The sequence below is a fragment of the Timaviella obliquedivisa GSE-PSE-MK23-08B genome (genome assembly GCA_019358855.1).
Lineage (GTDB): Bacteria > Cyanobacteriota > Cyanobacteriia > Elainellales > Elainellaceae > Timaviella > Timaviella obliquedivisa.
The window spans coordinates 382188-404506 of the sequence record JAHHII010000004.1 but is presented as its reverse complement, the minus strand read 5'-3'; the positions used below and the strand labels follow the sequence as shown (position 1 = coordinate 404506).

Below are 22319 nucleotides of genomic sequence, written 5' to 3'. Positions count from 1 at the left end.
CTAAAGAAGCTACTTACCCCATCGAAAAATAGCAGCACCCCAAGTTAGCCCTGCCCCAAATCCTGAAGCCGCAATGACATCGCCTGCCTTAACTCGACCTTGGCGAACCGCTTCATCAAGCGCGAGGGGAATAGAGGCAGCAGACGTGTTGCCATAGTTCGCCATGTTGCTGATGACTTTTTCATTGGGAATGCTCAAACGTTGGGCAACGGCATCAAGAATGCGTTGATTAGCTTGATGGAGTAACAGCCAGTCTACTTGGTCAGTGGTAAGACTTGCCCGGTGGAGCGCTTTTTCAATGACTTCCGGGACTCTTTTAACGGCGAAACGGTAGACCTCTTGACCATTCATGGCAATGGGCTGATACGTCCCTTGCCCAACGGTTACGCCATCCGTTAATTCTCTTGCTTCGGCTTGATACGCCAAGGTCAGGCAGTCGTTCTGGCTGCCATCACTGCGGATTTCAAACCCCAAAAGGCGATCGCTCTCTCCCTCCGCACAAGCCTGCATCACGACAGCACCCGCTCCATCCCCAAACAGCACGCAAGTCCGACGATCGCTCCAATCCACCCAGCGCGACAAAATATCCGCCCCAATCAGCAGCACGTTGCGGTAGGTGCCTGTCCGAATAAACTGGGCGGCGGTCACCATGCCAAACACAAATCCAGAACAAGCGGCAGTCAGGTCAAAGGCAACGGCTTTCATTGCCCCCAAGTCTGACTGAATTTGACTAGCCGTGCCGAACAAATCATCAGACGTAGAGGTGGCAAGAATGATCAAATCAATCTCGGCAGCAGAAACGTCGGACATGTCAAGGGCATTCTGCGCAGCTTGAGTGGCGATCGCCCGTAAAGACCCATCCACTCCAGACAAATAACGCTGGCGAATCCCCGTCCGAGAGGCGATCCACTCATCCGAAGTTTCTACAACCTGGCTCAGGGCGTGATTATCCAGTGCCATATTCGGCACGGCTGAACCACTCCCTATAAAAGCAATGCCAATTCCTGATTGCTGTGACATTATTCTCCGTCGGGGGCAGTGGCTTCAATCTTTTGGTACTGCGACTGAATTCGATCTAAGACATCGTTATCGACCGCATCCTTCGCCAACCGAATCGCATTAAATACAGAAGGAGCCTGAGAGCTACCGTGACTGATGATGCAAATTCCATTCACTCCCAACAGCAACCCGCCACCATGCTCTGCATGATCAACCCGTTGCTTAATCCGTCGCAGATTTGGCTTCAGAATCAACGCCCCTAACTTGCCGCGCCAGCCTCTAGGCATTTCTTCTCGCAAAATTTGCAACAGAATCTCACCCACAGCCTCAGCAAACTTGAGCAGCACATTTCCCACAAACCCATCACAGACAATCACATCAAACTTGCCCGAAAGGACATCGCGCCCCTCTGCATTTCCAATAAAAGGAATGTTTGGATTCTGCTCTAAAAGCTGATATGTTCGCAGCGCTAATTCATCGCCCTTAGAAGGCTCCTCGCCAATGTTCAGCAGCCCCACCTTAGGTTCATCTATGCCCAGCACATACTGAGAATATGCCGTCCCCATTGCCGCAAACTGTTCTAAAAACTTAGGTCGGCAATCGACATTTGCGCCGACATCCAAAATCAACACCGACTTACCCGCCATGATGGTTGGCAAAACTGTGCCGATCGCCGGACGTTCAATTCCTTTCAGCCGTCCTAGCCGCAACAGCGCCGCCGCCATTGCTGCCCCCGAATGCCCCGCTGAAACAACGGCATCTGCTTGCCCCTGCTTCACCAAATTCATTGCCACATTAATTGAGGCATTGGGCTTTTTGCGAATGGCGCTTAATGGCTCCTCGTGCATTTCTACAATGCTTTCAGCAGGAACCACCTCCAACTGAAGAGAGGAGCTATGGTGCTTCATTGATGCCGCAATCTGTTGAGGGTTGCCCACCAACAAAATCTTCACGCCCAACTCAGCCTGTGCCCTAAGCGCTCCAGCCACTATTTCATCGGGGGCATAGTCACCCCCCATTGCGTCTACTGCGATCCTTGCCTGAGTCGATCCCATTGATAATCAAAGTGATAGAAACCTCAAAAATTCTATCAGATGGAATATCCCCATTGATGCCGAGATTTGGTGCAGTCAGGCAAATTGGGGAAATCCAGGAGAAGAACTACTCTGTTTCACCGGGTGCAGTAATCCGCTGGAACAGGTAGCCTGTGCCTCTTGCAGTCAGAATCAACTCTGGATTGCTGGGGTCATCTTCTAACTTTGCCCGCAACCTGGAAATATGCACATCGACTACGCGGGTATCGACATGGCGCTCTGGGGTGTAACCCCAAACTTCCTGCAAAATTTCAGAACGAGAGAACGGCTCGCCCGATCGCCCTACTAAAAGTTCTAGTAAGCTAAACTCCATCCCGGTCAACCGAATCCGCTCATCGCCTTTGTAGACTTGACGCTTATTCGTATCAATCCGAATGCTATTGATGAAAATAACGCCTGAGCTAGGAATTCCAGAACTGCCGACTTTATCGACCCGCCGCAAAACTGAGCGAATGCGGGCTTCTAGTTCTTTGGGGGAGAACGGCTTGACAACGTAATCATCGGCACCTAATTCCAAGCCCGTAATGCGGTCAGCCACGTCTCCTAGCGCTGTCAGCATAATAATAGGCACGTCAGATTCTTTGCGCAGTTCTTGACAAACCCCATAGCCGTCTAGCTTGGGCATCATGACATCCAGGACAACTAGATCCGGTTCGGCATTACGAAAGGTTTCTAGCGCTTCTTCCCCGTCGGCAGCGGTGACAACATCGTAGCCAATCATTGAGAGCCGAGTCTCTAAGATGCGACGAATGCTAGCTTCATCGTCAACCACTAATATTTTTTCTTTGTGATTCTCCAACTTGTTTAACACTCCTTAAAGCACAACTTCCATTGTTAAATTTCGTCACGTTATGGTTAGGATACTAACTCATCTAAATGGAGATCGATCGCCGAATCTCTCATTACTCCTACATTTACGAGTTTCTTAAGGTTGACTCAGCCATGTCAAAGATTTGTGACGTACTGATATTTTATCCCGACTGGGTTAAGCCAGAAATGTAAACTTTTCCCCTAGCATTGCAGATTGTTAACCGAATGGCTCCGCATTGATAGCCAATGGGTAAGCTACCCAGTTCAATAGACTTTTGGGGATCATCAGCAGAATTCTGGAGCGATCGCCAACCTAATTCTCTAAAGATCTTCTCAAAGGATTAACAGATCGATAAGATTATTAATGCAGACCTTGCTTTAACCCTAAAGGTAAAACTTTATGACCCCCTCTTTAGCTAATTTCCTTTACAGTCTTCTTGCAGGCGTAGTGATTGTAGTGATCCCCGCTACCGTTGGGCTCATCTTCATTAGCCAAAAAGACAAAATCCAACGCTCTTAAAATCCCAGGTTATCTATCACTAGCGAAGTCCGACAAAGTTGTTTGCAAGTTAAAGCACAGGATAGTTAATTAAACTGGTCTGTCGTACTGCTTGTATTTCGACTGGTCGGACTTGCTGTTTCAGTGCGAATGGGTAGGTTAGGGTAGTCTATCCAAGAAAGTATTTGACTGAAATCAAGAAATTCTTTTCTTACAGTCGCTAACATAGGGACATGTCACGGAGAACTGCGATGATCAACTCTAGCTTCGGGCTGGGTAGCATACTAGGCATTATTCTGGTGCTTTCGGACGTAGGGCTTTATCTTCTACGGACACTGCGCCCCACCCTCGCCAGAGATCAAGATATTTTCTTCGCGGCGATCGCCCAGCATCAGGGCACGTTCCCCCTAGGAACGTCCCGCGTCACGAGAGGAAACCACTGTGAATTTTAATACACCCGCCTTGTTGTTCGGCTTAATCCTATTGGTGGCATCGATCGCCCTATTTGTTTTTGGGCGGCTCAAGCCCGAAATTCAGCGAGATTCAGACAGCGTTTACGCCATTATTGGCATGGTCTGTGCGTTGATTTTGTTCGGCTCGGCCTTCGACCTATCTTTGGGAATGTCGTTCCAGCAGTTGCTGATGATCGGCGCGTTGATCGCGCTGATGTGGGAAAATATCCAGGCTCGCCAGCCAAAAAATGTAGGAGCGCGACGTGGAATGCTGGACGGTGTGTGGGGGTGGGGTAGTGGCAGAGATATGTCCCGCCGTGGTGCTCCGATGGTGGATGATGATCGCCCCGTCAGCCGCGTCTATCGTGCAGAATTGGAAGATCTAACGCTGTTGGAAGACCAGCGCACCAGCCGCCGGATTCGGGGCGGGCAGGATAGTCGGGATGATGATTGGGAAGGCAGTCGGCGAACGACTCGGCGTAACGAATATGCTGGCGACGTGCCCCGTCGCCCCAGAGGTTCTCTAAACGGTAGCCCCATAGTGGACAACGAGGAAGATCGTCGCCCCCGTCTCCGCGCGGCTCGCTCCTTGCCGCTCGATCGTTCTGCTGAGCGACCTTTAGCTGGCGATCGTCCCGGCAACACACCTTCTTGGGATGAGGACGAGAAGCCTGTTCGTCGCCCTCGGCAGAATAGTGCTGATGGCGCTTCTCGCCCTAGTGAAAGTTCTGTCCGTCCTAGTTCAGAGCGTTCTAATTCAGCCCGCACTAACTCATCTCGTGTTGAGAGAGTTCGTCCGCCATCAAGCCAGCGACGTAAATCAGAGCCATCTTCAGACTACGTAGACTATCAGCCCATCGATCGCCCTGAATCAGGTGGCGCTAGAGACTACGAATAAGCTTGCAGTTCAACAAACAATTTCTATCAAGAGGTGCTAAGTCAGAACAATAGTTCAAGACTTGGCACTTTTTAGTTTGTAGTAGAGTCTGGTTATTTAATGACGGGCACACTATCTAGACTTACCCTAAAGCTTTAAATCGTGATCAACCTTGACAGTTTCTCCGATAAATAGGCAGTAATAAAGAAGTAGATACTTCATCGAGGGAGCATCTGGCTTGTATTTCTGAAGAGTGACGTATATTCTTACAGATTTTTCAACGTTTAGCTTGGATATCGGTATAGAAGGTGTGAAGTGCTAAGAAGGTGTGAGGAACTGGCGATCCCTTGCGGGTATCTCATAGAGATCGCTCCCAAGTAGCTACTAACGTCCCCAATACAATAATCGTTATGTAATGACAAACATGAACATCAAACTCCGTCAATTTGCAACTTCAGGATTTGCCATCTTAGGAACTGCCATTGGGTTCACCTTTCTCAACGGGGCTACACCTATAGAAATTCTCAGCCTTCAGCAATTTGGGTATTCTCACCAAGCCTGGGCTCAAGATGCCGATGAAGCAACCAGCGAACGGGTCTACGCTAATGCCCGTCCTGCTGTCGTCTCTATTGAATCAGATGATGGTACAGGTAGCGGTAGCATCATCTCTGCTGATGGCTTAATTTTGACTAACGCTCATGTCATCGGTAACTCTCGTACTGTTAAAGTTCGCCTAGAAGATGGCAGGACTTTAGAAGGTCGGGTTGTGGGCTATGGAGATGGGCTAGATCTAGCGGCTGTTCGCGTTCAGGGCAATAATTTTCCTGTTATCCCTTTGGCTTCTGCAACTGCCAGAGTGGGGCAAAAAGCCTTTGCGATCGGTAGCCCATTTGGTTTAGAGGGAACTTTTACCACAGGCATTGTTAGCCGCCTTGACAATGAGCGAGGCGTAATTCAAACCGATGCAGCCATTAACCCCGGCAATTCAGGGGGACCATTACTCAATAGTCAAGGGCAACTGATTGGGGTCAATACCTCCATTTACGCCATCTCTAGAGACTCGGGCAACATTGGAATTGGATTTGCCATTAACACCAATCGCATTCAGCCATTCTTAACCGCAGTGCGAAACGGTAATGCTTCTCAGACTCCTGGAAGAGGACTTGTCGCACAATCTATCACGCTAAATGGTGCGCCAGTTCAAGGGCGACTAGATTCTAACAGCAGCGTTCTCGAAGACGATAATAGCTACTACGCTCGGTACACGTTTGAGGGGAAGGCAGGACAAAGAATTGTCATTTCAATGACCAGCAGCGAGTTAGATGCTTACCTGATTCTGCTGTCGCCCAATGGAGACGATTTGGGACAAGATGACAATGGTGCAGGTGGAAAGAACGCTAAGCTGACCGTTACTTTGCCTGAAAATGGCACCTACACGGTTCTGGCAAACACCAGTAGTGCTCGAGAAATGGGGCGTTATAGCCTCCAAGCTGCGGTGAATGGTGGGAGCAGTACGGTTAACGGCGGTGGCAGCGGCTCGACACCTAGACCCAATGCCTCTCAGCAAGCATCTGGAAGTTTACCGCTACAAATTCAAGGCAGCTTAGGAGCAAACTCCCGAGTTTTGCAGAGCGATCGTAGTCCCTACCAAGAGCACACTTTTCAAGGCAACGCAGGGCAACGCGTCTCAATTTCGCTAGAAAGCCGAGAGTTTGATTCCTACCTAATTCTGCTTGACCCGGACGGCAAAAAAATTGCGGAAAACGATGATGCTTCTGCAAATACAATGAACTCAGCCTTAACAGTAACGCTTCCTTCTACTGGAACTTATCGTATTATTGCTAACACCTACGACAGCACAGGACGAGGGCAGTACACCCTAAGCATCCGTTAGCCTTTACAAGATACAGATGAAGTAAACCCTCTCTTGTGACGTGCGCAAGAGAGGGTTTATTAAACAATTCTATGACCACAAGAGAGAACAGGTGAAGCAATAGCTTAGCCAATGTACTTCGCTTCTGCTTCTAGCTGACGAATCAGCGCTTCATCACCTTTCGCTTGAGCAGCTTCTAATCGACGCTGCAAGTTTCTTTGCATATTAACTTGATGAGCTTGAGCAGCTTTTTTGATGGTTTCCTGACGATTTTTGTTCATAGCAAGTAGTCCTAGAATACGTTCTGTAGTATCACTTTTCCCTAATTATACTATAAGAAAAACGAATCTGTAGCTTTAGCTACAAAATAATTTACAGAATTGATGTTCTAAAGCAACTAATTGCTGTCAGAGTGAATTTTCCTATCGCCAACCTATCCATGTCAAGAAATCTTGACCTGTAATGAATTCTAACAGGAGCAGGGACATAAACCCAATCATGGCAAAACGCCCATTAGTTTGCTCAGCGTAGGCTGTCCATCCAAAACTAGGTAAATCATTTGGCTGGGAAGTCTGGGTTGTGGTTTGAAGCAGCGTAGGGGGTTCGTCGAGACTCATGAAACGCAGTTTGTAAAGGGTAGCTTTCCACAAGTAACAGAGTACTGTCCTGTTTGGCAACTAAAGCTTGACCCTATAGTGCCGAAGAACTTCGACCGTGAGGACTTAATGGCAAGGGAGCGCGAAGGCTGATCCAAACGATGTAATGAAAAGCCGAGCAAGTAATGCAAGTTTGGATGCCTTCTAACAAAAGTCCACATCCTAAGTCATAGGCTTTCAATCTGCCTTCTATAGGATAGGTGCGGTAGCAGGCGTAGAGGTCGTTGCCATGACGCATTCCGGTATAAACTCCGTTACGCCAAAACTTGAATAGTTGTCCTGATTGTTGATTGATAACCTGCGGCAGCATGAGCGATCTTAAAGGTTGCTAAATGATGGCTTTATTCTACGTATAAATACGGCTTTTCTGATATAAAGCGATCGCAAGTTTATACCAACTTTATGTTCCGAAAATTCTCACTATGATTGCTCACTAAAAACCCCCAGATTGTAAGAATCTGAGGGTGGAAGATGGGAAGAGGGAACTGACTAGCGACCAATACCGATATAGCGGAACCCTGCCTTTTCTAAAGTCTCTTGGTCAAGGTAATTTCGACCGTCGATCATGACAGGGTTATTCATTAACTTTGCCATTTTGTCGTAATCTAAGGTTCGGAATTGCTTCCAGTCAGTCACGAGGACAAGGGCATCGCAGCCATCTGCTAAGCGCTCCTCATCGGTTTCTACCATCACGTTTGACAAGCCATGACGCATTCCGGTTTGGGAAACCAGCGGATCGAAGGCTTTAATCTTGGTGCCCAGACGATGCAGTTGTTCAATCAAATCCAGCGCAGGTGCATCGCGGAGGTCGTCAGTGTCTGGCTTAAAGGTAAGCCCTAAGAGTCCAACAGTTTTTCCTTTGAGGATTTTGAGTGCTTGCTGTAGTTTTTCGATGGCAATCAGGCGTTGCCGTTGATTCACACTAACGGCAGCCTTGAGTAACTGGGCTTCATAACCATAATCATCAGCGGTATGGATAAGCGCCGATACGTCTTTAGGAAAGCAAGACCCCCCCCAACCAATTCCTGCTTGAAGAAATTTACTACCAATGCGAGAATCCAACCCAATGCCTTTAGCGACTTGAGTTACGTCTGCACCCACGCGATCGCAAATGTTTGCGACTTCGTTGATAAAGCTAATCTTGGTCGCTAAGAAAGCATTCGAGGCATACTTGACCATTTCTGCTGAGCTAAGGTCAGTGACAACAACCGGAACGGTAGGCAAGGATTTGTCTTGGGCAAACTCGCGGGAAACAATCGGAGCGTAGAGTTCTTTCATCATGGCGATCGCTCGTGGGCTGTTGCCTCCTAGCACAATCCGATCTGGATTAAAGGTATCCAGTACAGCCGCCCCTTCCCGCAGAAATTCGGGATTACTAACAACATCAAAATCTGCCGCTATGTCACTGATGCCGCCGCCAGCAGGAACCAATGACTTCTGCCGCTCTGCGATCCCGTCTAAGACAATCATTCGCACCCAGTCGCCTGAACCAATGGGCACCGTAGATTTATTGACCACAACTTTGTAGCCGCCATTGAGATGTTCACCAATGCCTCTAGCAACTGCTTCGACATAGCGAGTGTCACTTTCTCCGGTGGGCAAAGGAGGCGTACCTACTGCAATAAATAGAATTTCACCGTGGGAAACTCCAGCCGCCAAATCAGTGGTGAATTCAATATTTTGAGCTTGAATCGCGCCTTGCATTAATTCTGAAAGTCCCGGTTCAAAAATCGGGGACTGCCCAGATTGCATCAGCTTCACTTTCTCCTCATTGTTGTCTACGCAAATGACGTGATGTCCAATGTGAGCGAGGCAAACGCCTGTAACCAAGCCAACATATCCAGTACCAATGACACAAACGCGCATGGAGTTAATCCTCAATGATAAACAACTAAGTTCGATGACAGAAACAAGAAATCAGGAAACTAGATGGGAGAAGATAAGGGGCGATCGCTTCAAAAGCCGCAGGGCGATCGCCCTCCTTCCACAGATTTGTCAGTCAACTAACGCTCTAAACTCTAGGAGCCGACACTGAGCCATTTTGCACAGCATCCTCACCCATCCGCTGGCGGAAGTCTTCAATCGTCAGCTTTAAGCCCTCCATAAGGGAAACAGTAGGTTCCCACCCTAGCCAAGACTGGGCTTTGGTGATGTCAGGCTTACGACGACGCGGATCGTCTTGGGGAAGAGGCTCAAACCTAAGCGGAGCATCAGGGTTAACCATCTGCTGAACCGCTTTTGCCAGTTCTAGAATGGTGTATTCGCCGGGGTTCCCTAAGTTCATAGGGCCCTTTTGGTCGCCGTTCATCAATCGCATAATGCCCTCAACTAAGTCAGAGGCGTAGCAAAAGCTGCGAGTTTGGGAACCTTCGCCGTAGATGGTTAAAGGTTGCCCTCGGAGCGCTTGCACAATAAAGTTGCTAACGACTCGACCATCGTTTTCGAGCATCCTGGGCCCGTAAGTGTTAAAAATCCGCACGACACGGATATCGACATCATTTTGACGGTGGTAGTCGAATGCCAAGGTTTCTGCGACTCGCTTGCCTTCGTCGTAGCAACTCCGAATCCCAATCGTGTTAACGCTACCGCGATATTCTTCAGTTTGAGGATGAATCTCGGGATCGCCGTAGACTTCGGAGGTTGAGGCAAGTAAAAACCGTGCCTTAACGCGCTTGGCTAAGCCCAGCATATTCATAGTTCCCAGCACATTGGTTTTAATCGTTTTAACAGGATTATATTGGTAGTGAACTGGAGATGCTGGACAAGCTAGATGATAGATCTGGTCAACTTCAAGGCGAATCGGTTCGGTTACATCGTGGCGGATTAACTCAAAATAAGGATTGTCCAACCAGTGGAAGATGTTCCGCTTGTGCCCTGTGTAAAAGTTGTCCAAGCAGAGAACTTCGTGTCCCTGATTCATTAATCGATCGATGAGGTGAGAGCCAATGAAACCCGCACCACCTGTGACTAAAATTCGCATAATCTTCTACAGCTCTGTGTGTACAGCTAGTCTTCCGCAAGTAGAACCAGGTAGCTCTAGAGTTCCCTCTAGCTTCTGATTCTTTACAGCCAACCTCAAAATCTTAAAACATTCGTAAGTCTGAAATGTAGCCAATGCTATTACGTGGGTACTGAAGCTACTAAACGGTAAATACATAGACAGTCTATGCGGTCGAGCCAATTTCTCTTAAACGTAAGTCTCAAATTTTACAGAATCTTTAAGGCTTTTCAAATTATTGGGTGGATAACTTCAATGTGCACAAGAGAATCTTCTTTAGGCATCTTTGGACTAGTTGCTAATTTGCTTCTGGCTGATATAAAAAGCGATCGCCTCCATGTCAGATACGATCGCCTTTAAGGAATGAGTCAGCAGATTAAGTTTAAAGAGTCAGAGCGATCGCTCGCTGCACCAGTGCTCCAGCCGTAATACCATTAAACGCCATCAATTCGCCCGCGCTTGCCGTGGTTTCTCCACGCTTCCAAGCCAGCGTATCGCGTTTGGCAGGGCTACGAAGCATGATTGGCTCTAGCATATTGCTTGGTCCACCCGTTACCCCAATCACAGCATCGCCACCGAACATCGCATCGAATTCATCATCCTTTAAAAAGCCGCCATCTGGCTCAGAGCAAGTGCTCCACGCCACGTCATCAGGACGGTAAAGGCGACGGGGGCTAATGACTGAAACAATCCGCACGCCAATGTTTTGGGATTCGAGATGAGTGGCTGCCTCAAAAACGGGTAGTAGGGTCATATCGCCAATTACCGCAAACACAACGGTTTTGGCTCCTGGCGTTTCCTTCAGCACCACTGCACCATCCTGCAACGCTTGACGAGTTTGCGCTAGCGTCGTCCGAATGGGTAAGGGTGACTTACTAGCCGTGATGACAATGCCTTTATTCCGAGTCGTTAGCCCCCACTCGTAACAGACTTGGGCACTGTTGGCATCGGGTGGGAAGACCGGGAATATGTTGCCGTTTCGCATCATTGCTGCAAAGTATGCTTCGATTTCGGGACGTTGGTGCGTCCAGCCGTTGCGTCCTTGCTCCAATGCTCCTGCCGTAAACAATGTCATAGTAGAAGGCGTGGGACGGCGGAGTTCTGCCATTGCTTGAGTAACGGTTTGCCAAATGGGTAGCCCGTTGACTGCAAAGGATTCGTAGGAACACCAAAGCGATCGAGAACCCATGAGTGCTAGCCCAACTGCCAGCCCAGCACAGGCATCTTCGCTTAATGGCTCGTAGACCTGACCGCCTGGAGCCTGATTATAGAGAGGATCGGCGGTAGGGTGATTAATTTTGAGCGCTTGATTGATGTTGGCAATTCCAGAAGCTTCGTTGCCATCGGCGTTGGTCACTAAGTAAGAGCGATCGCGTCCTCCTACTTCTCCTACCAGCCGCCCGATCGCTGTCGTTGAAACCTTCGCTTCTCCCATCGCATATTCTTCTAACGATAACTCTCCCAAATCTATCAATGGCAGCACCGATTCTGTCACCGCCACTTGACTGGCAGACCCACCGCCCGATCGCTCACAGTTTGTCCGGACTAGCTCCCACGCTGGAACCGTTAAAGCGCAGCTTTGCAACCCGGCAATAATATCGGCGTTTTCGATCGTGTGGTGGGCATAAAGGTTATGTGATTTTGCTCCTCTAGCGTGAACCCCAGCGCCTTTTAGTTGTTTGATGATGAAAACGGTGAGTTTGCCACCCAGGGCAGATTTAGCTGCCTTATCCATACCTGTTAGCACTGCTTGTGCAAACGCCATTCGCTGTTCTAGCGAGAAGATGGTGCTGTCGATGTATGCACCGGATTGGTTTTGGTCATCAAACTCTTTAGCATCAATCAGAATGACTTCTTCAAAGCCGTTGCCTTGCCAGTACGCCGTCATGCGATCGTTGGATTGCAGCGACACCATACTGTGATGCTCTTGGGAAAAGCCGTTCCAAACCAGGACAGGCAAGAAATTTGTAACCTGAGGATAAGCCGTGTGAAAGTGCGCCATGCTGCTCATGGGGTAGGGTTCACCCATGCCACCATCGCCCAGTGTAAAAGGGAAAAGGGTATCGCGGTGGAGGAGTGCGGCTGCCATGGCAAAGTGCTGTCCTTGCCCTAGGGGCCCGGCGGGCGCAAGGATGCCGGGAATATAACCGGAAAGGTGACCGAGTAGCCCGTGCTGTTCACGGAAGCGATCGCGCGCCTGCTGCACCGTCTTAATCTCCATTGCTTCTAGCGATCGGTCTAAAAACATGGCGCTGTAAAAACCCGGCGCATGGTGTCCTACTTCGGTCAAGATATTTTTGTGCCCCAGCATTACCAGTGCTGCATAAGCCTCTGCTTGGCTGGCAAAACCGCCAGGGTGCCCCGATGCTTTGCTAGCTGTGATTTGTAGGGTTAAATACCGTAAGGCATCGGCATAGAGCAGCGTTTGATAAACGGCGCTGGGATCAGTGGAATTGGCGATCGCCTGACTGCCTTCGGCAATGGCAGGAGTTTTGCCATAGATATCGAACCCTGGCAGTGTTTCACTAAAATATTGAATTCCTTCGCAGAAAGCAGGAGCTTGGGTGACAGTCATAAATAAAAAATACCTCTCGCAGGATGGATAAGCGCCCCGGACTTAAGAATCGCTTAGTACTCGATACTATCGCTTGATGGGTGTGCGCGAGACTGCGATCGTGGTTTGCTACCCAGAAATTTGTGATGGAAAGGATTGAGCTTTCTGCGGTTTTGAGTTTTAAAGACTGATTTCACACTTTCGAGAATTGATTGCGATATCGTGAAAGCATTCAGATTACATCGTCAACTTTTAACCTATGACTGTTATTCGAGTTGAAGCTCAAGTTTCAGCAGATGAGATCTTAAAAGCGGTTGAACAAATGTCCTCCCAAGACTTAGAGACGTTTGTAACCGAGGTCTTAAAGCTTCGTGCTCAGCGAGAGGTTCCTAGTTTGTCGATCTCTGAATCTGAACTACTTGTAAAAATTAACCAAGGAATTTCTGATGAAGTTCAAGGTCGTTTCAACGAATTAGTAGCTAAAAAACAAAGGCTGACCTTATCAGATGAAGAACTGTCAGATAAAGACCTCACAGAATTGATCCAACTTACAGACGAGATAGAGCACCTAGATGCCGATCGCATTAGATCCTTGGGAGAACTAGGACGGTTACGGAGGCGATCGCTCTCTGAAATTATGCAAGATTTAAATATTTGTCCGCCTGCTTGTGCCTGAAGATCGGGTAACGGCTGAGCAACGCCGAGTCGTTATCGCTAGAGCGAGACGATGTTGTGAGTACTGTTGCAGTCAAATGGATTTTGCAACCCAATCCTTCTCAGTCGAACACATTCTCCCGCGCCATGAAGGAGGTAAGACAACTTTAGAAAATTTGGTACTGTCTTGTCAGGGCTGTAATAATCACAAATATGCTAAAGTCCTAGGCATTGATCCCATAACAGAGCAAACTGTTCCTTTATTTAACCCTCGCCAACAGCTTTGGCAAGAGCATTTTACTTGGACTGCTGACTCCATGATGGTGATTGGGTTGACCTCAGTTGGACGAGCGACAATCGAGGTATTGCACCTAAGGGAGTTGCGTGAAGATAAAACCCCAGTGGGATGCTTTGACTTTTCAGCCCCCTAAATCCCCCATTTTGGGGGACTTCCGAACCTTTCAAAGTCCCCCAAAATGGCAGGGCTGATCTATTGAAAGAAGGAAAATAGCTTCCCGACATCATGGGCAAGGAAGCGCAGTCCTTTCGTGATGGAATCAAACCCATTGAGCCGAAAAAGATTGACTCCGAAAGTGCGGACAATTCCAAAATTGACCGAGGCATTGCCATCACAGAGAGGCGATTCATCCTCTTTCAGCACTACATCTTTGACCCAGTGCAGCCGATTCTCTATTTGCCAGTGCCCTCGAATCTGTTGGGCAAAACCCGCCGCATCTAACCTCAAAGAACTGATGTAAAACATTGTCTCATCATAGGGTTTGCCCGCCCGAGTGCCTGTTCGCTCCACTCGAACAATCCGTTGGATGCCCATCCATTGCGGGTCGAGGGCGGGAATTTGGTCTAAAACGCTGACCCGACGGTGCGTCACTCGATCCCGCGTCCGTTCACTTTGATGGTCAACACTGAGCGGTGGCAGTTGTTCAAACTGAGTCTGCAACTGGTTAAACAAAGTCTGCTGGTTGCCTTTCACCGTAATCAAGTAATCATTGCCACTGGCAATGATCTGCTGCGTTGTTTTTTTTGAGTATGGAGGGCATCGAGACTGAAGCAAACACCCTGGAGTTGCAGTTTCTCTAGCAACACTTGAGCGGTCTTGATTTCACTACACTCACCATTGCGCATTGGCTCTAAGCCTAGCACCACGCCCTGCTGAACACTGAAGGCGGAAACGACACTGACAAAGTCTTGATAAGACTGGTCATAATCTTGCAAGCTGGCTTTGATGCCTTTGCCATCCACCGCAACTTGCTCAGTGGGGGCGGGTGGACAGTGCTCTTGTGCCCACTGATTAAACGCCTCGGTGAAGGAGACAAAATCGACTCGCACCATGATCCGTCGCAAGGTCGATAAACTCGGGAGTCTCTCTTGAGGCAGACCCATGAGATCTAAAAGGTCGCTTTGATGCCGCTCAACGAAATCAGCCAGGGGGCGATAGCCTGTAGAGCCACTCATGGTGCCCATGATCACTAAGACCAAAATGACCCAGAGGGGATATTCGGGTTGCGTGCGATAGTCTCGGACGGTCTGAAGATGCTGGATGAGGTTCATGAGCGTAAACTCCAACGAGAAGACTCTTTCAGTATGTATTTTCTCTCATCAGTAGATCAGCCCTGCCCCAAAATGGGGGATTTAGGGGGCGATTCGGGGCGTTATTTAATTGCAACTCCCTAAATCGACAAGGCTTAATGAATCTACGCCGCGCGCTTTTTGCTCTGGGTGAACATCCGTTAAAAAGATCCCCTTCTTAAACACTATCTTGTAACCACACCAGAATCTCCTCATTTACCCGTTCAGCGCACTCATCATAAGCACAGTGACCCCCATTAGGAATTTCGACTAGCTTGAGGAGTGGGTTAAGAGCCGGGAGTTGTCTCCCCCAAGTTAGGGGAATGACTCGATCTTCGGTGCCCCAAAGGACAAGCGTGGGGACTTGAACTTGAGGCAACAGTTCTTTAGTGAGGGGGCTAAAGTCGTTTTGGGTTCTGGCTTTGGTGAGGCGGCTCAGGGTTTGGGCTGCCCCACGATCGCGCCCTGGTGCCAGGAAGCTTTCTACCAATTCTTCTGTCACCCGGTCTTTGTTGACATAGATCGTTCGCAAAATTGCCCGAATCACTTTGGGTCGGCTGATCAATTGAAACAACACTCCTATCAACAAAGGAGAGGCAAAGAAACTTTCGGCTTCGCCCGCGATCGATTGGAGCCAGTGAGGTAGGGTGGGCAATAGCTCTTGTCGGGCAGCAGGCAAGGTAACCAACACCAAATTTTGCACCATTTCAGGATGAGCGATCGCCGCTGCCAATGCCACCAATGCCCCCAGAGAATGCCCTACCAGCACAATAGGCTGATGAATAAAAGTGCGCCAAAACTCGTAAACCTGCTCGACCCAAAAGCTAATTTTATAAGGTGCAGTCGCCTTTTCCGAACCCCCAAATCCTAGGAGATCCAAGGCATAGACAGTGCGCAATTGGCTAAGAGGCACAAAGTTTTCTTGCCATTGGGTCAGAGCCGAACCAAACCCGTGAAGCAAGAGCATCGGCGCGTGGTCTTTGCCGCCCCGAAGATGGGTATAGCGAACTTGCCAACCTCTCCAAACCCAATCACGCTGTGAGCCAAGGGGCAAATTCCAGACCTCTGCCTTCGAGAGATCTGCTAAGGATTGCTGAAATTCTGTCATGCCTGTTGCTCCCTGATCTGACCAATAAATCTGACTGATAAACAAGCTACCCGTGAACAAGTCGTAGAATTTATCCCTCTGGGTATATTGATATCGTAAGCTTTGCCCTTATCTAGATGCATCTACAAGCCAGTTTCCCATGAGCCTTTGTATTAACCCCCAATGTCCTCAGCCTGAGCACCCAGAGAACGAGGTTCAGCTATTTTGCCAAAGCTGCCGTTCAGAGTTACTCTTGCAAGGGCGCTACCGTGTTATGCGCCTTATTAATAATAAGAGTGGCTTTGGCATTGTTTACGAGGCATTTGAGCGCGGCGTGCCTAAGTTGCTCAAAGTTTTAAAGCCAGAATACGGAAACAACTCAAAAGCAGTAGATTTGTTTCGCCAAGAGGCATTAGTTCTAAGTCAGTTAGCTCATCCTAGCGTTCCGGCGATAGAGTCGGATGGATATTTTCAATACTTTCCTCATGGCAGCCATGATCCACTGCATTGCTTAATGATGGAAAAAATTGATGGGTTGAACTTACGCGAGTGGATGCGACAACAAGGGCATAATCCCATTGGCGAGAAACAGGCTTTGAACTGGTTGAAGCAATTGGTAGAGGTACTCCACTTAGTACACCAAAAAAATTATTTCCATCGAGATATTAAGCCTGAGAATATTATGCTGCGATCGACTGGACAAATCGTTCTGGTTGATTTTGGCACTGCCCGCGAAATGACGTTCACTTATCTAGAGCAGGTGGGTAAAACGGGCGGTATTACTCGCATTAGTTCGGCAGGCTATACACCGCCAGAGCAAGAAAAAGGACAGGCTGTTCCTCAGTCTGATTTTTATGCTTTGGGCTGCACTTTAATCTATCTGCTCACAGGTAGCCAGCCAACTGATATAGGGATGTACGATTATTTTAACAATGAGCTAACTTGGCGAAAATATGCGCCTAATTTATCGCCTGCGTTTGCAGATTTTATTGATCGATTGGTTGCTAACCGAGTCTGCGATCGCCCCCAAGATACTCAAGAAATTCTCGATACGCTACCAAAACTGGCGATCGGTGTGGCTGAGCAACTCCATCCGACACAACTCACGCCTTCTACTATTGTCAGACGGATCAATAAAGAGACAGTGCGTCAAGGTGAAGTAATTCAAAAAGCAGGAAAACCCTGGTGGCTAGGAGGCGCGATTGCTCTGACCATCCTGATGATTGGTGGCTACGGACTGAAGCAAACCTACTATGCTCAATTTTTTTCAAATCATCGTACCGAAAAAATTTCTGGTTTCAGGGAGTTGAAAGGGCACACAAGTTTCGTCAATTGCCTTGCCCTTAGCCCCGATGGAAAAACTTTAGTGAGTGGTAGCGCCGATAGTAGTATTCGACTGTGGAATTTTGAGACTGGAAAACCTCTTCAGACTCTAATGGGACACACAGGCTATATTAATGCGATCGCCATCACGCCTGATGGAAAAACTTTGGTGAGTGGCAGTTCCGAAACTACTATCAAACTTTGGGATTTAGCCTCTAGAAAAGAACTTAAGACCCTGCAAGGGCATCAAGGCTATATCAACGCCCTAGATATTAGCCCCGACGGTAAAATTCTGGCAAGTGGAAGTGCAGATAAAACAGTCAGACTTTGGGATTTAACAACGGGTACTGCCATACGGACATTGATGGGGCACAAAGACTTTGTGAATGGAGTGGTCTTTAGCCCCAATGGGCGATCGCTCTTTAGTGGTGGTGTGGACAACATTATCCAACAATGGGAAGTTGACACTGGCAAGAATGTTCGCACCTTCAAAGGTCATACTAGCTTTGTCAATGCGTTGGCGGTTAGCCCTGATGGCAGTACCTTGATTAGCAGCAGCGCCGACAAAACTATTAAAATCTGGGATTTAGACAACGCTGCCGCACCGCGTACCTTAACCAAACAGAACGGTGTTATTAATGCGATCGTTCTCAAACCCGATGGTAAAACCTTAATTAGTGGCGGTGGGGATCAAACTCTCAAAATTTGGGATTTGGAAACAGGGCAAGTAAAGCAAACGCTAACAGGCTACGAGGAAGAGATTAACTATTTTGTGGTTAGCCTAGAGGGAGCGATCGCCACAGGCAGCGGCAGCAAAACCATCAGAATCTGGCAGATTAAACAGTAAATGAAAATGATATGGAAAGCCTAGTTCGCCAAGCCATGCTCTAATGCATAGCGCACTAGCTCTGTACGGCTATTCGTTCCCGTCTTGCTAAACAAGCGACTTACGTACTTCTCCACATTGCGGACGCTCGTTTCTAGCCGTCGAGCAATTTCTTTGTTCATTAGCCCTTGCGCCACCAGTTCTAGAACGCTTTGTTCACGCGGCGTAAAGTCTATTTTAATGGGAGAAGGCGTTTGGACAATGCCGCTGCGTTGAGTCAGCATGGCTTTAATCTCTGCCATTTGTTTGGCTAAGTCGGCAATGTCGATTTCTTCGCCATCGCCCGCCGCGACCTTACTTGCAGCCGCTCGACGCTCTAGAATGCTAGTGACGATCGCCACTAATTCATCCGGGTCAAAAGGCTTAGAGATATAGGCATCGCACCCTGCGTTGTAACCCGAAATGCGATCGGACGTCATGCCTCGCGCCGTGAGGAAGATGACAGGCAATGCCTCAAACCGAGGATCTTCTCGAAGCTGCTTGAGAAATTGGTAGCCATCGACCTGCGGCATCATAATGTCAGAAATGACTAGGTCGGGGGAAATGCGCTGCAACATATCCCATCCCTCCCGCGCGTTACTGGCAACATGTACTGTAAAGCCATCTTCTTCCAGATAGGCTTGGACTGCCTGCCGTAAGCCGGGTTCGTCGTCTACTAATAATAATTGCCCTGCCATCGATATCCCTCTTGATTCCAGTTCAAAAATTCCTGATTAAGACGGCGCAAGTCCGAAGACAATACCAGGTTTGATTCACTCTATTATCTAATGTTCTGAACTAAAGCAGACGTTGAGATTTAGACGAAATTGGGAAGTCCTTGGTAGACTAGGGGCTATAAAGAGCCTCTACCTAGGTTCATTGTGATTTGAATCTGTAGTTGCAAACTTATTCAAAGCCGCTTTATTTCCATTCATGGTCATTGCTAGTACTCTTACCTCATCTATGTTTCAGACTTTAGCAACGTTCCTTCCCCTCGACAGCTTGCTTTCTACTCAAGGCATCATGGTGGCGCTGTTGGTTGCCTATGCTGGGGCAATGTGGATGTTTTTAACAAGCGCTCCCAAAGTCCATACCATTATGGTATCTGACCTAGAGTTGGCAAAAAGATTTTATGAAGGGCTGCTGGACTTAACGGTGGCAGATGTGCCACTGCACTACTACTACAACTACGAACAAACCTTAGGAACCGTTGGGATTGACCCGATGTATGCTTCAGCGGCGATCGGGCGACCTGCCACCACGAGCTTCACCAATCCAGAGGGGCTTTGGTATCAGCTTAAGAAAAACACTCAGTTGCACGTTATTTCGGGGGCAAGTCTGGGGCAGAAAGATCGGCAGCGCCACGTTTGCTTTGATCACGATTGCTTGGAACTGTTGCTCATGCGGACCCAGTCTTACCGTGTGAAGTATAAGATTCGGCGGGAAAAGCCTTTGAACTTTTTGGTCAAGGATTTGGATGGGCGAGTGATTGAGATGGCGGAAGTCTCGAATTAAGCCTCCCCGACTTCGGGCTTGAGGAGCGGAAAGGCGATCGCATCTCGAATGCTGGCACAATCGCATAGCAGCATCACCAGGCGATCGATGCCCATGCCCATGCCCACTGTAGGCGGCATTCCATACTCCAGCGCTGTCAAAAAGTCCTCATCTACACCTTGTGCCTCTAAGTCACCCTCAGCTTTCCGCGCTGCCTGTGCCTCTAGTCGCTCCCGCTGATCAATCGGGTCAGTTAACTCTGAGAAACCATTGGCAGTTTCTCGCCCTACGATAAATAGCTCAAACCGTTCCACTAGTCCAGGCTTGCTGCGGTGAGGCTTAGCGAGGGGCGAAATTTCCACTGGGTAATCGGTGACGAACGTTGGCTGAATGAGGGTGGCTTCTACCCTTTGCTCAAAGGCTTCGTTTAACAGCTTGCCGATCGCCTCACAGTCTTCAGTGCCATGAATTCCTGCGGCTTTTGCTGCGGCTTTTGCTTCCTCTAGGGTTGTAAATGCTTCAAAGTCCAACCCTGTGTGCTCTTTAACCAGATCATGCATGGTTACTTTGCGCCACGGCGGAGTGAGATCGATCGCCTCACCCTGATAAGTAATCTGCAAAGTCTTCAAAACTTCTTGTGCCGGAGTTGTAATCATTTCCTCTGTCAGCGTCATCATGTCTTCGTAGTCGCCATATGCCTGATAAATTTCGATAGAAGTAAACTCAGGGTTATGCCGCGTCGAAACGCCTTCATTGCGGAAAATTCGCCCCATTTCAAACACGCGCTCAAATCCGCCGACTACCAGCCGCTTCAGGTGTAGTTCGGTCGCAATTCTTAGATACAAGTCCATCTCCAGCGTGTTGTGATAGGTAACGAAGGGACGAGCATCTGCACCGCCTGCCTCAGACTGCAAGACGGGTGTTTCAATTTCAATAAAGTTTTTAAGGTTCAGCATCCTACGGATCGAAGCGGTAATGAGTGCCCGTCGCCGGAAGGTTTGCTGCACCTCTGGATTCACGATCAGGTCTACGTAGCGCTGACGATAGCGTTTTTCTACGTCTGTTAAACCGTGCCACTTGTCGGGCAATGGCAACAGTGATTTGGTGAGGATGCTGTATTGGCTCACCTTGACTGATAGCTCACCCTTCTCGGTGCGTTTAATATTGCCCTTAACGCCCAAAATGTCACCTGCATCGGTGAGTTGCTTTAGGTGGCTAAAGGCATCTGGTAAGTCTGGCATTGCTGCTTCAATTTGGGCTTTGTCGAGGTAAAGCTGAATGGTGCCTGTCTCATCTTGCAGCGTGAAAAAAGCGAGTTTGCCAAATACTCGGCGCGTCAGGATGCGTCCGGCGATCGCCACTTCCACATCAACCTCTTCCCCATCCGCTAGTTCACAATATTGCTCTTGCAACGCCTGTGCCTGATGGGTGACATCCCACCGATAAGCGTAAGGATTGAGTCCTAGCGCTTTAAGCTGAGAAACTTTTTCAAGGCGAGTGGCACGCAAATCATCAGAAGCCATAGATATACAGGAATAAGAGGTAAATAGTGAAGGATAGACAAGCAAGAGTAACGCTCTCGTGCCTATTCTGGCTAGTCTTTTTGACTAGAAAACTGACGGGCTCCAATGAAGCAAAGAACCATTGCCACGACCAGCAAAATTGGCAAAACATACCAGGGAAACTGGTTAAATGGTAGGTAAGCCGCTGCTCTTAGACCCAAGCTAGTATAGGTCAATGGCAACAGATAGACGATAAATTTTAGGGCGATCGGTAAAGTGCCAGGGTCAAAAAAGGTTGCGCCTAGAAAAGACATTGGCACAATTAAAAAATTGTTCAAAATCCCTACACCTTCCAATGACTTAACATTCAGTCCTACAATGACACCCAATCCTGAGAAAACTGCACAGTTGAGAACAAGAATTAGTAAAAACAGTGGGTTCAGAAAATTCCATTGTCCTGTAAACAATATTGCCAATAGCAGCACCGAAGAAGACGTTAATAGCCCTCGGACAATACCCGCTAGCATTTTGCCAAGGAACAGCGCTAAAGGACTCACAGGCAAAAGCAAAATTTCTTCAAAAGTTTTAGAGTAAAGCCGCTCGCCGCAGATTGAAAACGTCGTACCGCCAAAGCTAATGGTCATAGAAGATAACGCTACCATCCCTGGCAAAATGAACTGAAGGTAGGTATCACCCACAGGCGGCTTCACAGTGAGCGCGCTGCCCAGACCTAACCCAAACGCCAAAATGTAGATTAGCGGCGAAATTAAGCCGGAAGCAACAACTTGGAGAATGCGAACTCGCAGATCAAGCCAATCGCCCCAAAACACGGTGAGGCTATCAGACAAAAGGTTACCCAATGATGGAGTGAATCTTTGGTTGAAGTGAAGTGAAGACTGAGAAGCCACAGGAGATACCGTTAAGAATATTCAGTGAACTGTTAAGCAAGCCTTTACATCTATAACACGATGATGGAGCAATATCAGCGGCTGGCT

The 22319-nt window shown here is 48.4% G+C and carries 23 protein-coding genes; 8 read left to right on the top strand and 15 right to left on the bottom strand.

Features of this window, described 5'->3' with window-relative positions:
• Nucleotides 1-9: 9 nt before the first annotated feature.
• The 3 genes from KME11_10315 to KME11_10305 form a co-directional block, all read right to left on the bottom strand.
• Complete coding sequence (locus KME11_10315) at nt 10-1020, bottom strand: beta-ketoacyl-ACP synthase 3 (protein ID MBW4515608.1); 1011 nt, start codon at nt 1018-1020, stop codon at nt 10-12.
• Nucleotides 1020-2054: a phosphate acyltransferase PlsX gene (plsX, locus tag KME11_10310; GenBank protein MBW4515607.1), complete on the bottom strand. Its 1035-nt coding sequence runs from the start codon at nt 2052-2054 to the stop codon at nt 1020-1022. Before plsX ends, KME11_10315 begins: the two co-directional genes overlap by 1 nt.
• Before the next feature lie 106 nt (nt 2055-2160).
• Entirely contained in the window at nt 2161-2892 is a 732-nt protein-coding gene (locus KME11_10305; GenBank protein MBW4515606.1) for a response regulator transcription factor, read from the bottom strand.
• A 411-nt stretch (nt 2893-3303) separates the two neighbouring features.
• Here KME11_10305 and KME11_10300 point away from each other — a divergent pair, with 411 nt between their 5' ends.
• The 4 genes from KME11_10300 (at nt 3304) to KME11_10285 (ending at nt 6625) form a co-directional block, all read left to right on the top strand.
• Complete coding sequence (locus tag KME11_10300) at nt 3304-3423, top strand: photosystem II reaction center X protein (GenBank protein ID MBW4515605.1); 120 nt, start codon at nt 3304-3306, stop codon at nt 3421-3423.
• Nucleotides 3424-3653: 230 nt separating this feature from the next.
• On the top strand, nt 3654-3854 hold the full coding sequence (locus tag KME11_10295) for a Ycf66 family protein (protein MBW4515604.1): 201 nt from the start codon (nt 3654-3656) through the stop codon (nt 3852-3854).
• Entirely contained in the window at nt 3844-4752 is a 909-nt protein-coding gene (locus KME11_10290; GenBank protein MBW4515603.1) for a Ycf66 family protein, read from the top strand. The genes KME11_10295 and KME11_10290 overlap by 11 nt, the downstream gene beginning before the upstream one ends.
• A gap of 403 nt (nt 4753-5155) precedes the next feature.
• Complete coding sequence (locus tag KME11_10285) at nt 5156-6625, top strand: trypsin-like peptidase domain-containing protein (protein MBW4515602.1); 1470 nt, start codon at nt 5156-5158, stop codon at nt 6623-6625.
• A 104-nt stretch (nt 6626-6729) separates the two neighbouring features.
• Here KME11_10285 and KME11_10280 read toward each other — a convergent pair whose 3' ends face one another.
• From KME11_10280 to KME11_10255, 6 genes are all read right to left on the bottom strand, one after another.
• Nucleotides 6730-6885 (bottom strand): hypothetical protein, encoded by a 156-nt coding sequence (locus KME11_10280; GenBank protein ID MBW4515601.1) that lies wholly within the window; start codon nt 6883-6885, stop codon nt 6730-6732.
• 141 nt (nt 6886-7026) lie between these two features.
• Nucleotides 7027-7221, bottom strand: coding sequence for a hypothetical protein (locus KME11_10275; GenBank protein ID MBW4515600.1), 195 nt, complete (start codon nt 7219-7221; stop codon nt 7027-7029).
• Nucleotides 7222-7294: 73 nt separating this feature from the next.
• Nucleotides 7295-7570 carry a hypothetical protein gene (locus KME11_10270; GenBank protein MBW4515599.1) on the bottom strand — a complete coding sequence of 92 codons (276 nt, stop codon included), beginning with the start codon at nt 7568-7570 and terminating at the stop codon, nt 7295-7297.
• A gap of 179 nt (nt 7571-7749) precedes the next feature.
• Nucleotides 7750-9126 carry a UDP-glucose/GDP-mannose dehydrogenase family protein gene (locus tag KME11_10265; GenBank protein ID MBW4515598.1) on the bottom strand — a complete coding sequence of 459 codons (1377 nt, stop codon included), beginning with the start codon at nt 9124-9126 and terminating at the stop codon, nt 7750-7752.
• Nucleotides 9127-9271: 145 nt separating this feature from the next.
• Entirely contained in the window at nt 9272-10240 is a 969-nt protein-coding gene (locus KME11_10260) for an SDR family oxidoreductase (GenBank protein ID MBW4515597.1), read from the bottom strand.
• A gap of 400 nt (nt 10241-10640) precedes the next feature.
• The gene (locus KME11_10255) at nt 10641-12833 is read right to left on the bottom strand and encodes a phosphoketolase (protein MBW4515596.1); all 2193 of its coding nucleotides are present in this window, start codon (nt 12831-12833) and stop codon (nt 10641-10643) included.
• Nucleotides 12834-13071: 238 nt separating this feature from the next.
• Here KME11_10255 and KME11_10250 point away from each other — a divergent pair, with 238 nt between their 5' ends.
• Nucleotides 13072-13488, top strand: a complete 417-nt coding sequence (locus KME11_10250) for an STAS/SEC14 domain-containing protein (GenBank protein ID MBW4515595.1) — start codon at nt 13072-13074, stop codon at nt 13486-13488.
• Nucleotides 13481-13897 carry an HNH endonuclease gene (locus KME11_10245; GenBank protein MBW4515594.1) on the top strand — a complete coding sequence of 139 codons (417 nt, stop codon included), beginning with the start codon at nt 13481-13483 and terminating at the stop codon, nt 13895-13897. The genes KME11_10250 and KME11_10245 overlap by 8 nt, the downstream gene beginning before the upstream one ends.
• A 59-nt stretch (nt 13898-13956) precedes the next feature.
• Here the strand turns inward: KME11_10245 and KME11_10240 are convergent, their stop codons facing one another.
• The 3 genes from KME11_10240 to KME11_10230 all read right to left on the bottom strand — a co-directional run bounded on the left by KME11_10240 (nt 13957) and on the right by KME11_10230 (nt 16161).
• Nucleotides 13957-14538 carry an ISAs1 family transposase gene (locus KME11_10240; GenBank protein MBW4515593.1) on the bottom strand — a complete coding sequence of 194 codons (582 nt, stop codon included), beginning with the start codon at nt 14536-14538 and terminating at the stop codon, nt 13957-13959.
• Nucleotides 14463-15035: an ISAs1 family transposase gene (locus KME11_10235; GenBank protein ID MBW4515592.1), complete on the bottom strand. Its 573-nt coding sequence runs from the start codon at nt 15033-15035 to the stop codon at nt 14463-14465. The genes KME11_10240 and KME11_10235 overlap by 76 nt, the downstream gene beginning before the upstream one ends.
• A gap of 196 nt (nt 15036-15231) precedes the next feature.
• Complete coding sequence (locus tag KME11_10230; protein MBW4515591.1) at nt 15232-16161, bottom strand: alpha/beta fold hydrolase; 930 nt, start codon at nt 16159-16161, stop codon at nt 15232-15234.
• Between the two features lie 139 nt (nt 16162-16300).
• On the opposite strand from KME11_10230, the gene KME11_10225 reads away from it, so the two are divergent.
• The gene (locus KME11_10225; protein ID MBW4515590.1) at nt 16301-18310 is read left to right on the top strand and encodes a serine/threonine protein kinase; all 2010 of its coding nucleotides are present in this window, start codon (nt 16301-16303) and stop codon (nt 18308-18310) included.
• Nucleotides 18311-18330: 20 nt separating this feature from the next.
• Here KME11_10225 and KME11_10220 read toward each other — a convergent pair whose 3' ends face one another.
• Complete coding sequence (locus KME11_10220; GenBank protein ID MBW4515589.1) at nt 18331-19026, bottom strand: response regulator transcription factor; 696 nt, start codon at nt 19024-19026, stop codon at nt 18331-18333.
• A 235-nt stretch (nt 19027-19261) separates the two neighbouring features.
• Between KME11_10220 and KME11_10215 the strand changes: the two genes are divergently transcribed.
• Nucleotides 19262-19843 carry a VOC family protein gene (locus KME11_10215; GenBank protein MBW4515588.1) on the top strand — a complete coding sequence of 194 codons (582 nt, stop codon included), beginning with the start codon at nt 19262-19264 and terminating at the stop codon, nt 19841-19843.
• On the opposite strand, the gene lysS is transcribed toward KME11_10215, so the two are convergent.
• Together lysS and KME11_10205 are read right to left on the bottom strand one after the other, a co-directional pair.
• Entirely contained in the window at nt 19840-21345 is a 1506-nt protein-coding gene (gene lysS, locus KME11_10210; GenBank protein ID MBW4515587.1) for a lysine--tRNA ligase, read from the bottom strand. The genes KME11_10215 and lysS overlap by 4 nt on opposite strands.
• Before the next feature lie 71 nt (nt 21346-21416).
• Nucleotides 21417-22232, bottom strand: coding sequence for an ABC transporter permease (locus KME11_10205; protein MBW4515586.1), 816 nt, complete (start codon nt 22230-22232; stop codon nt 21417-21419).
• Nucleotides 22233-22319 lie beyond the last annotated feature (87 nt).

Coding starts and splice junctions, on each gene's coding strand:
- KME11_10315 (MBW4515608.1), bottom strand. CDS start 1,020: ATGTCACAGCAATCAGGAATTGGCATTGCTTTTATAGGGAGTGGTTCA.
- plsX (MBW4515607.1), bottom strand. CDS start 2,054: ATGGGATCGACTCAGGCAAGGATCGCAGTAGACGCAATGGGGGGTGAC.
- KME11_10300 (MBW4515605.1), top strand. CDS start 3,304: ATGACCCCCTCTTTAGCTAATTTCCTTTACAGTCTTCTTGCAGGCGTA.
- KME11_10295 (MBW4515604.1), top strand. CDS start 3,654: ATGATCAACTCTAGCTTCGGGCTGGGTAGCATACTAGGCATTATTCTG.
- KME11_10285 (MBW4515602.1), top strand. CDS start 5,156: ATGAACATCAAACTCCGTCAATTTGCAACTTCAGGATTTGCCATCTTA.
- KME11_10280 (MBW4515601.1), bottom strand. CDS start 6,885: ATGAACAAAAATCGTCAGGAAACCATCAAAAAAGCTGCTCAAGCTCAT.
- KME11_10275 (MBW4515600.1), bottom strand. CDS start 7,221: ATGAGTCTCGACGAACCCCCTACGCTGCTTCAAACCACAACCCAGACT.
- KME11_10270 (MBW4515599.1), bottom strand. CDS start 7,570: ATGCTGCCGCAGGTTATCAATCAACAATCAGGACAACTATTCAAGTTT.
- KME11_10265 (MBW4515598.1), bottom strand. CDS start 9,126: ATGCGCGTTTGTGTCATTGGTACTGGATATGTTGGCTTGGTTACAGGC.
- KME11_10260 (MBW4515597.1), bottom strand. CDS start 10,240: ATGCGAATTTTAGTCACAGGTGGTGCGGGTTTCATTGGCTCTCACCTC.
- KME11_10255 (MBW4515596.1), bottom strand. CDS start 12,833: ATGACTGTCACCCAAGCTCCTGCTTTCTGCGAAGGAATTCAATATTTT.
- KME11_10250 (MBW4515595.1), top strand. CDS start 13,072: ATGACTGTTATTCGAGTTGAAGCTCAAGTTTCAGCAGATGAGATCTTA.
- KME11_10235 (MBW4515592.1), bottom strand. CDS start 15,035: ATGAACCTCATCCAGCATCTTCAGACCGTCCGAGACTATCGCACGCAA.
- KME11_10230 (MBW4515591.1), bottom strand. CDS start 16,161: ATGACAGAATTTCAGCAATCCTTAGCAGATCTCTCGAAGGCAGAGGTC.
- KME11_10225 (MBW4515590.1), top strand. CDS start 16,301: ATGAGCCTTTGTATTAACCCCCAATGTCCTCAGCCTGAGCACCCAGAG.
- KME11_10220 (MBW4515589.1), bottom strand. CDS start 19,026: ATGGCAGGGCAATTATTATTAGTAGACGACGAACCCGGCTTACGGCAG.
- KME11_10215 (MBW4515588.1), top strand. CDS start 19,262: ATGGTCATTGCTAGTACTCTTACCTCATCTATGTTTCAGACTTTAGCA.
- lysS (MBW4515587.1), bottom strand. CDS start 21,345: ATGGCTTCTGATGATTTGCGTGCCACTCGCCTTGAAAAAGTTTCTCAG.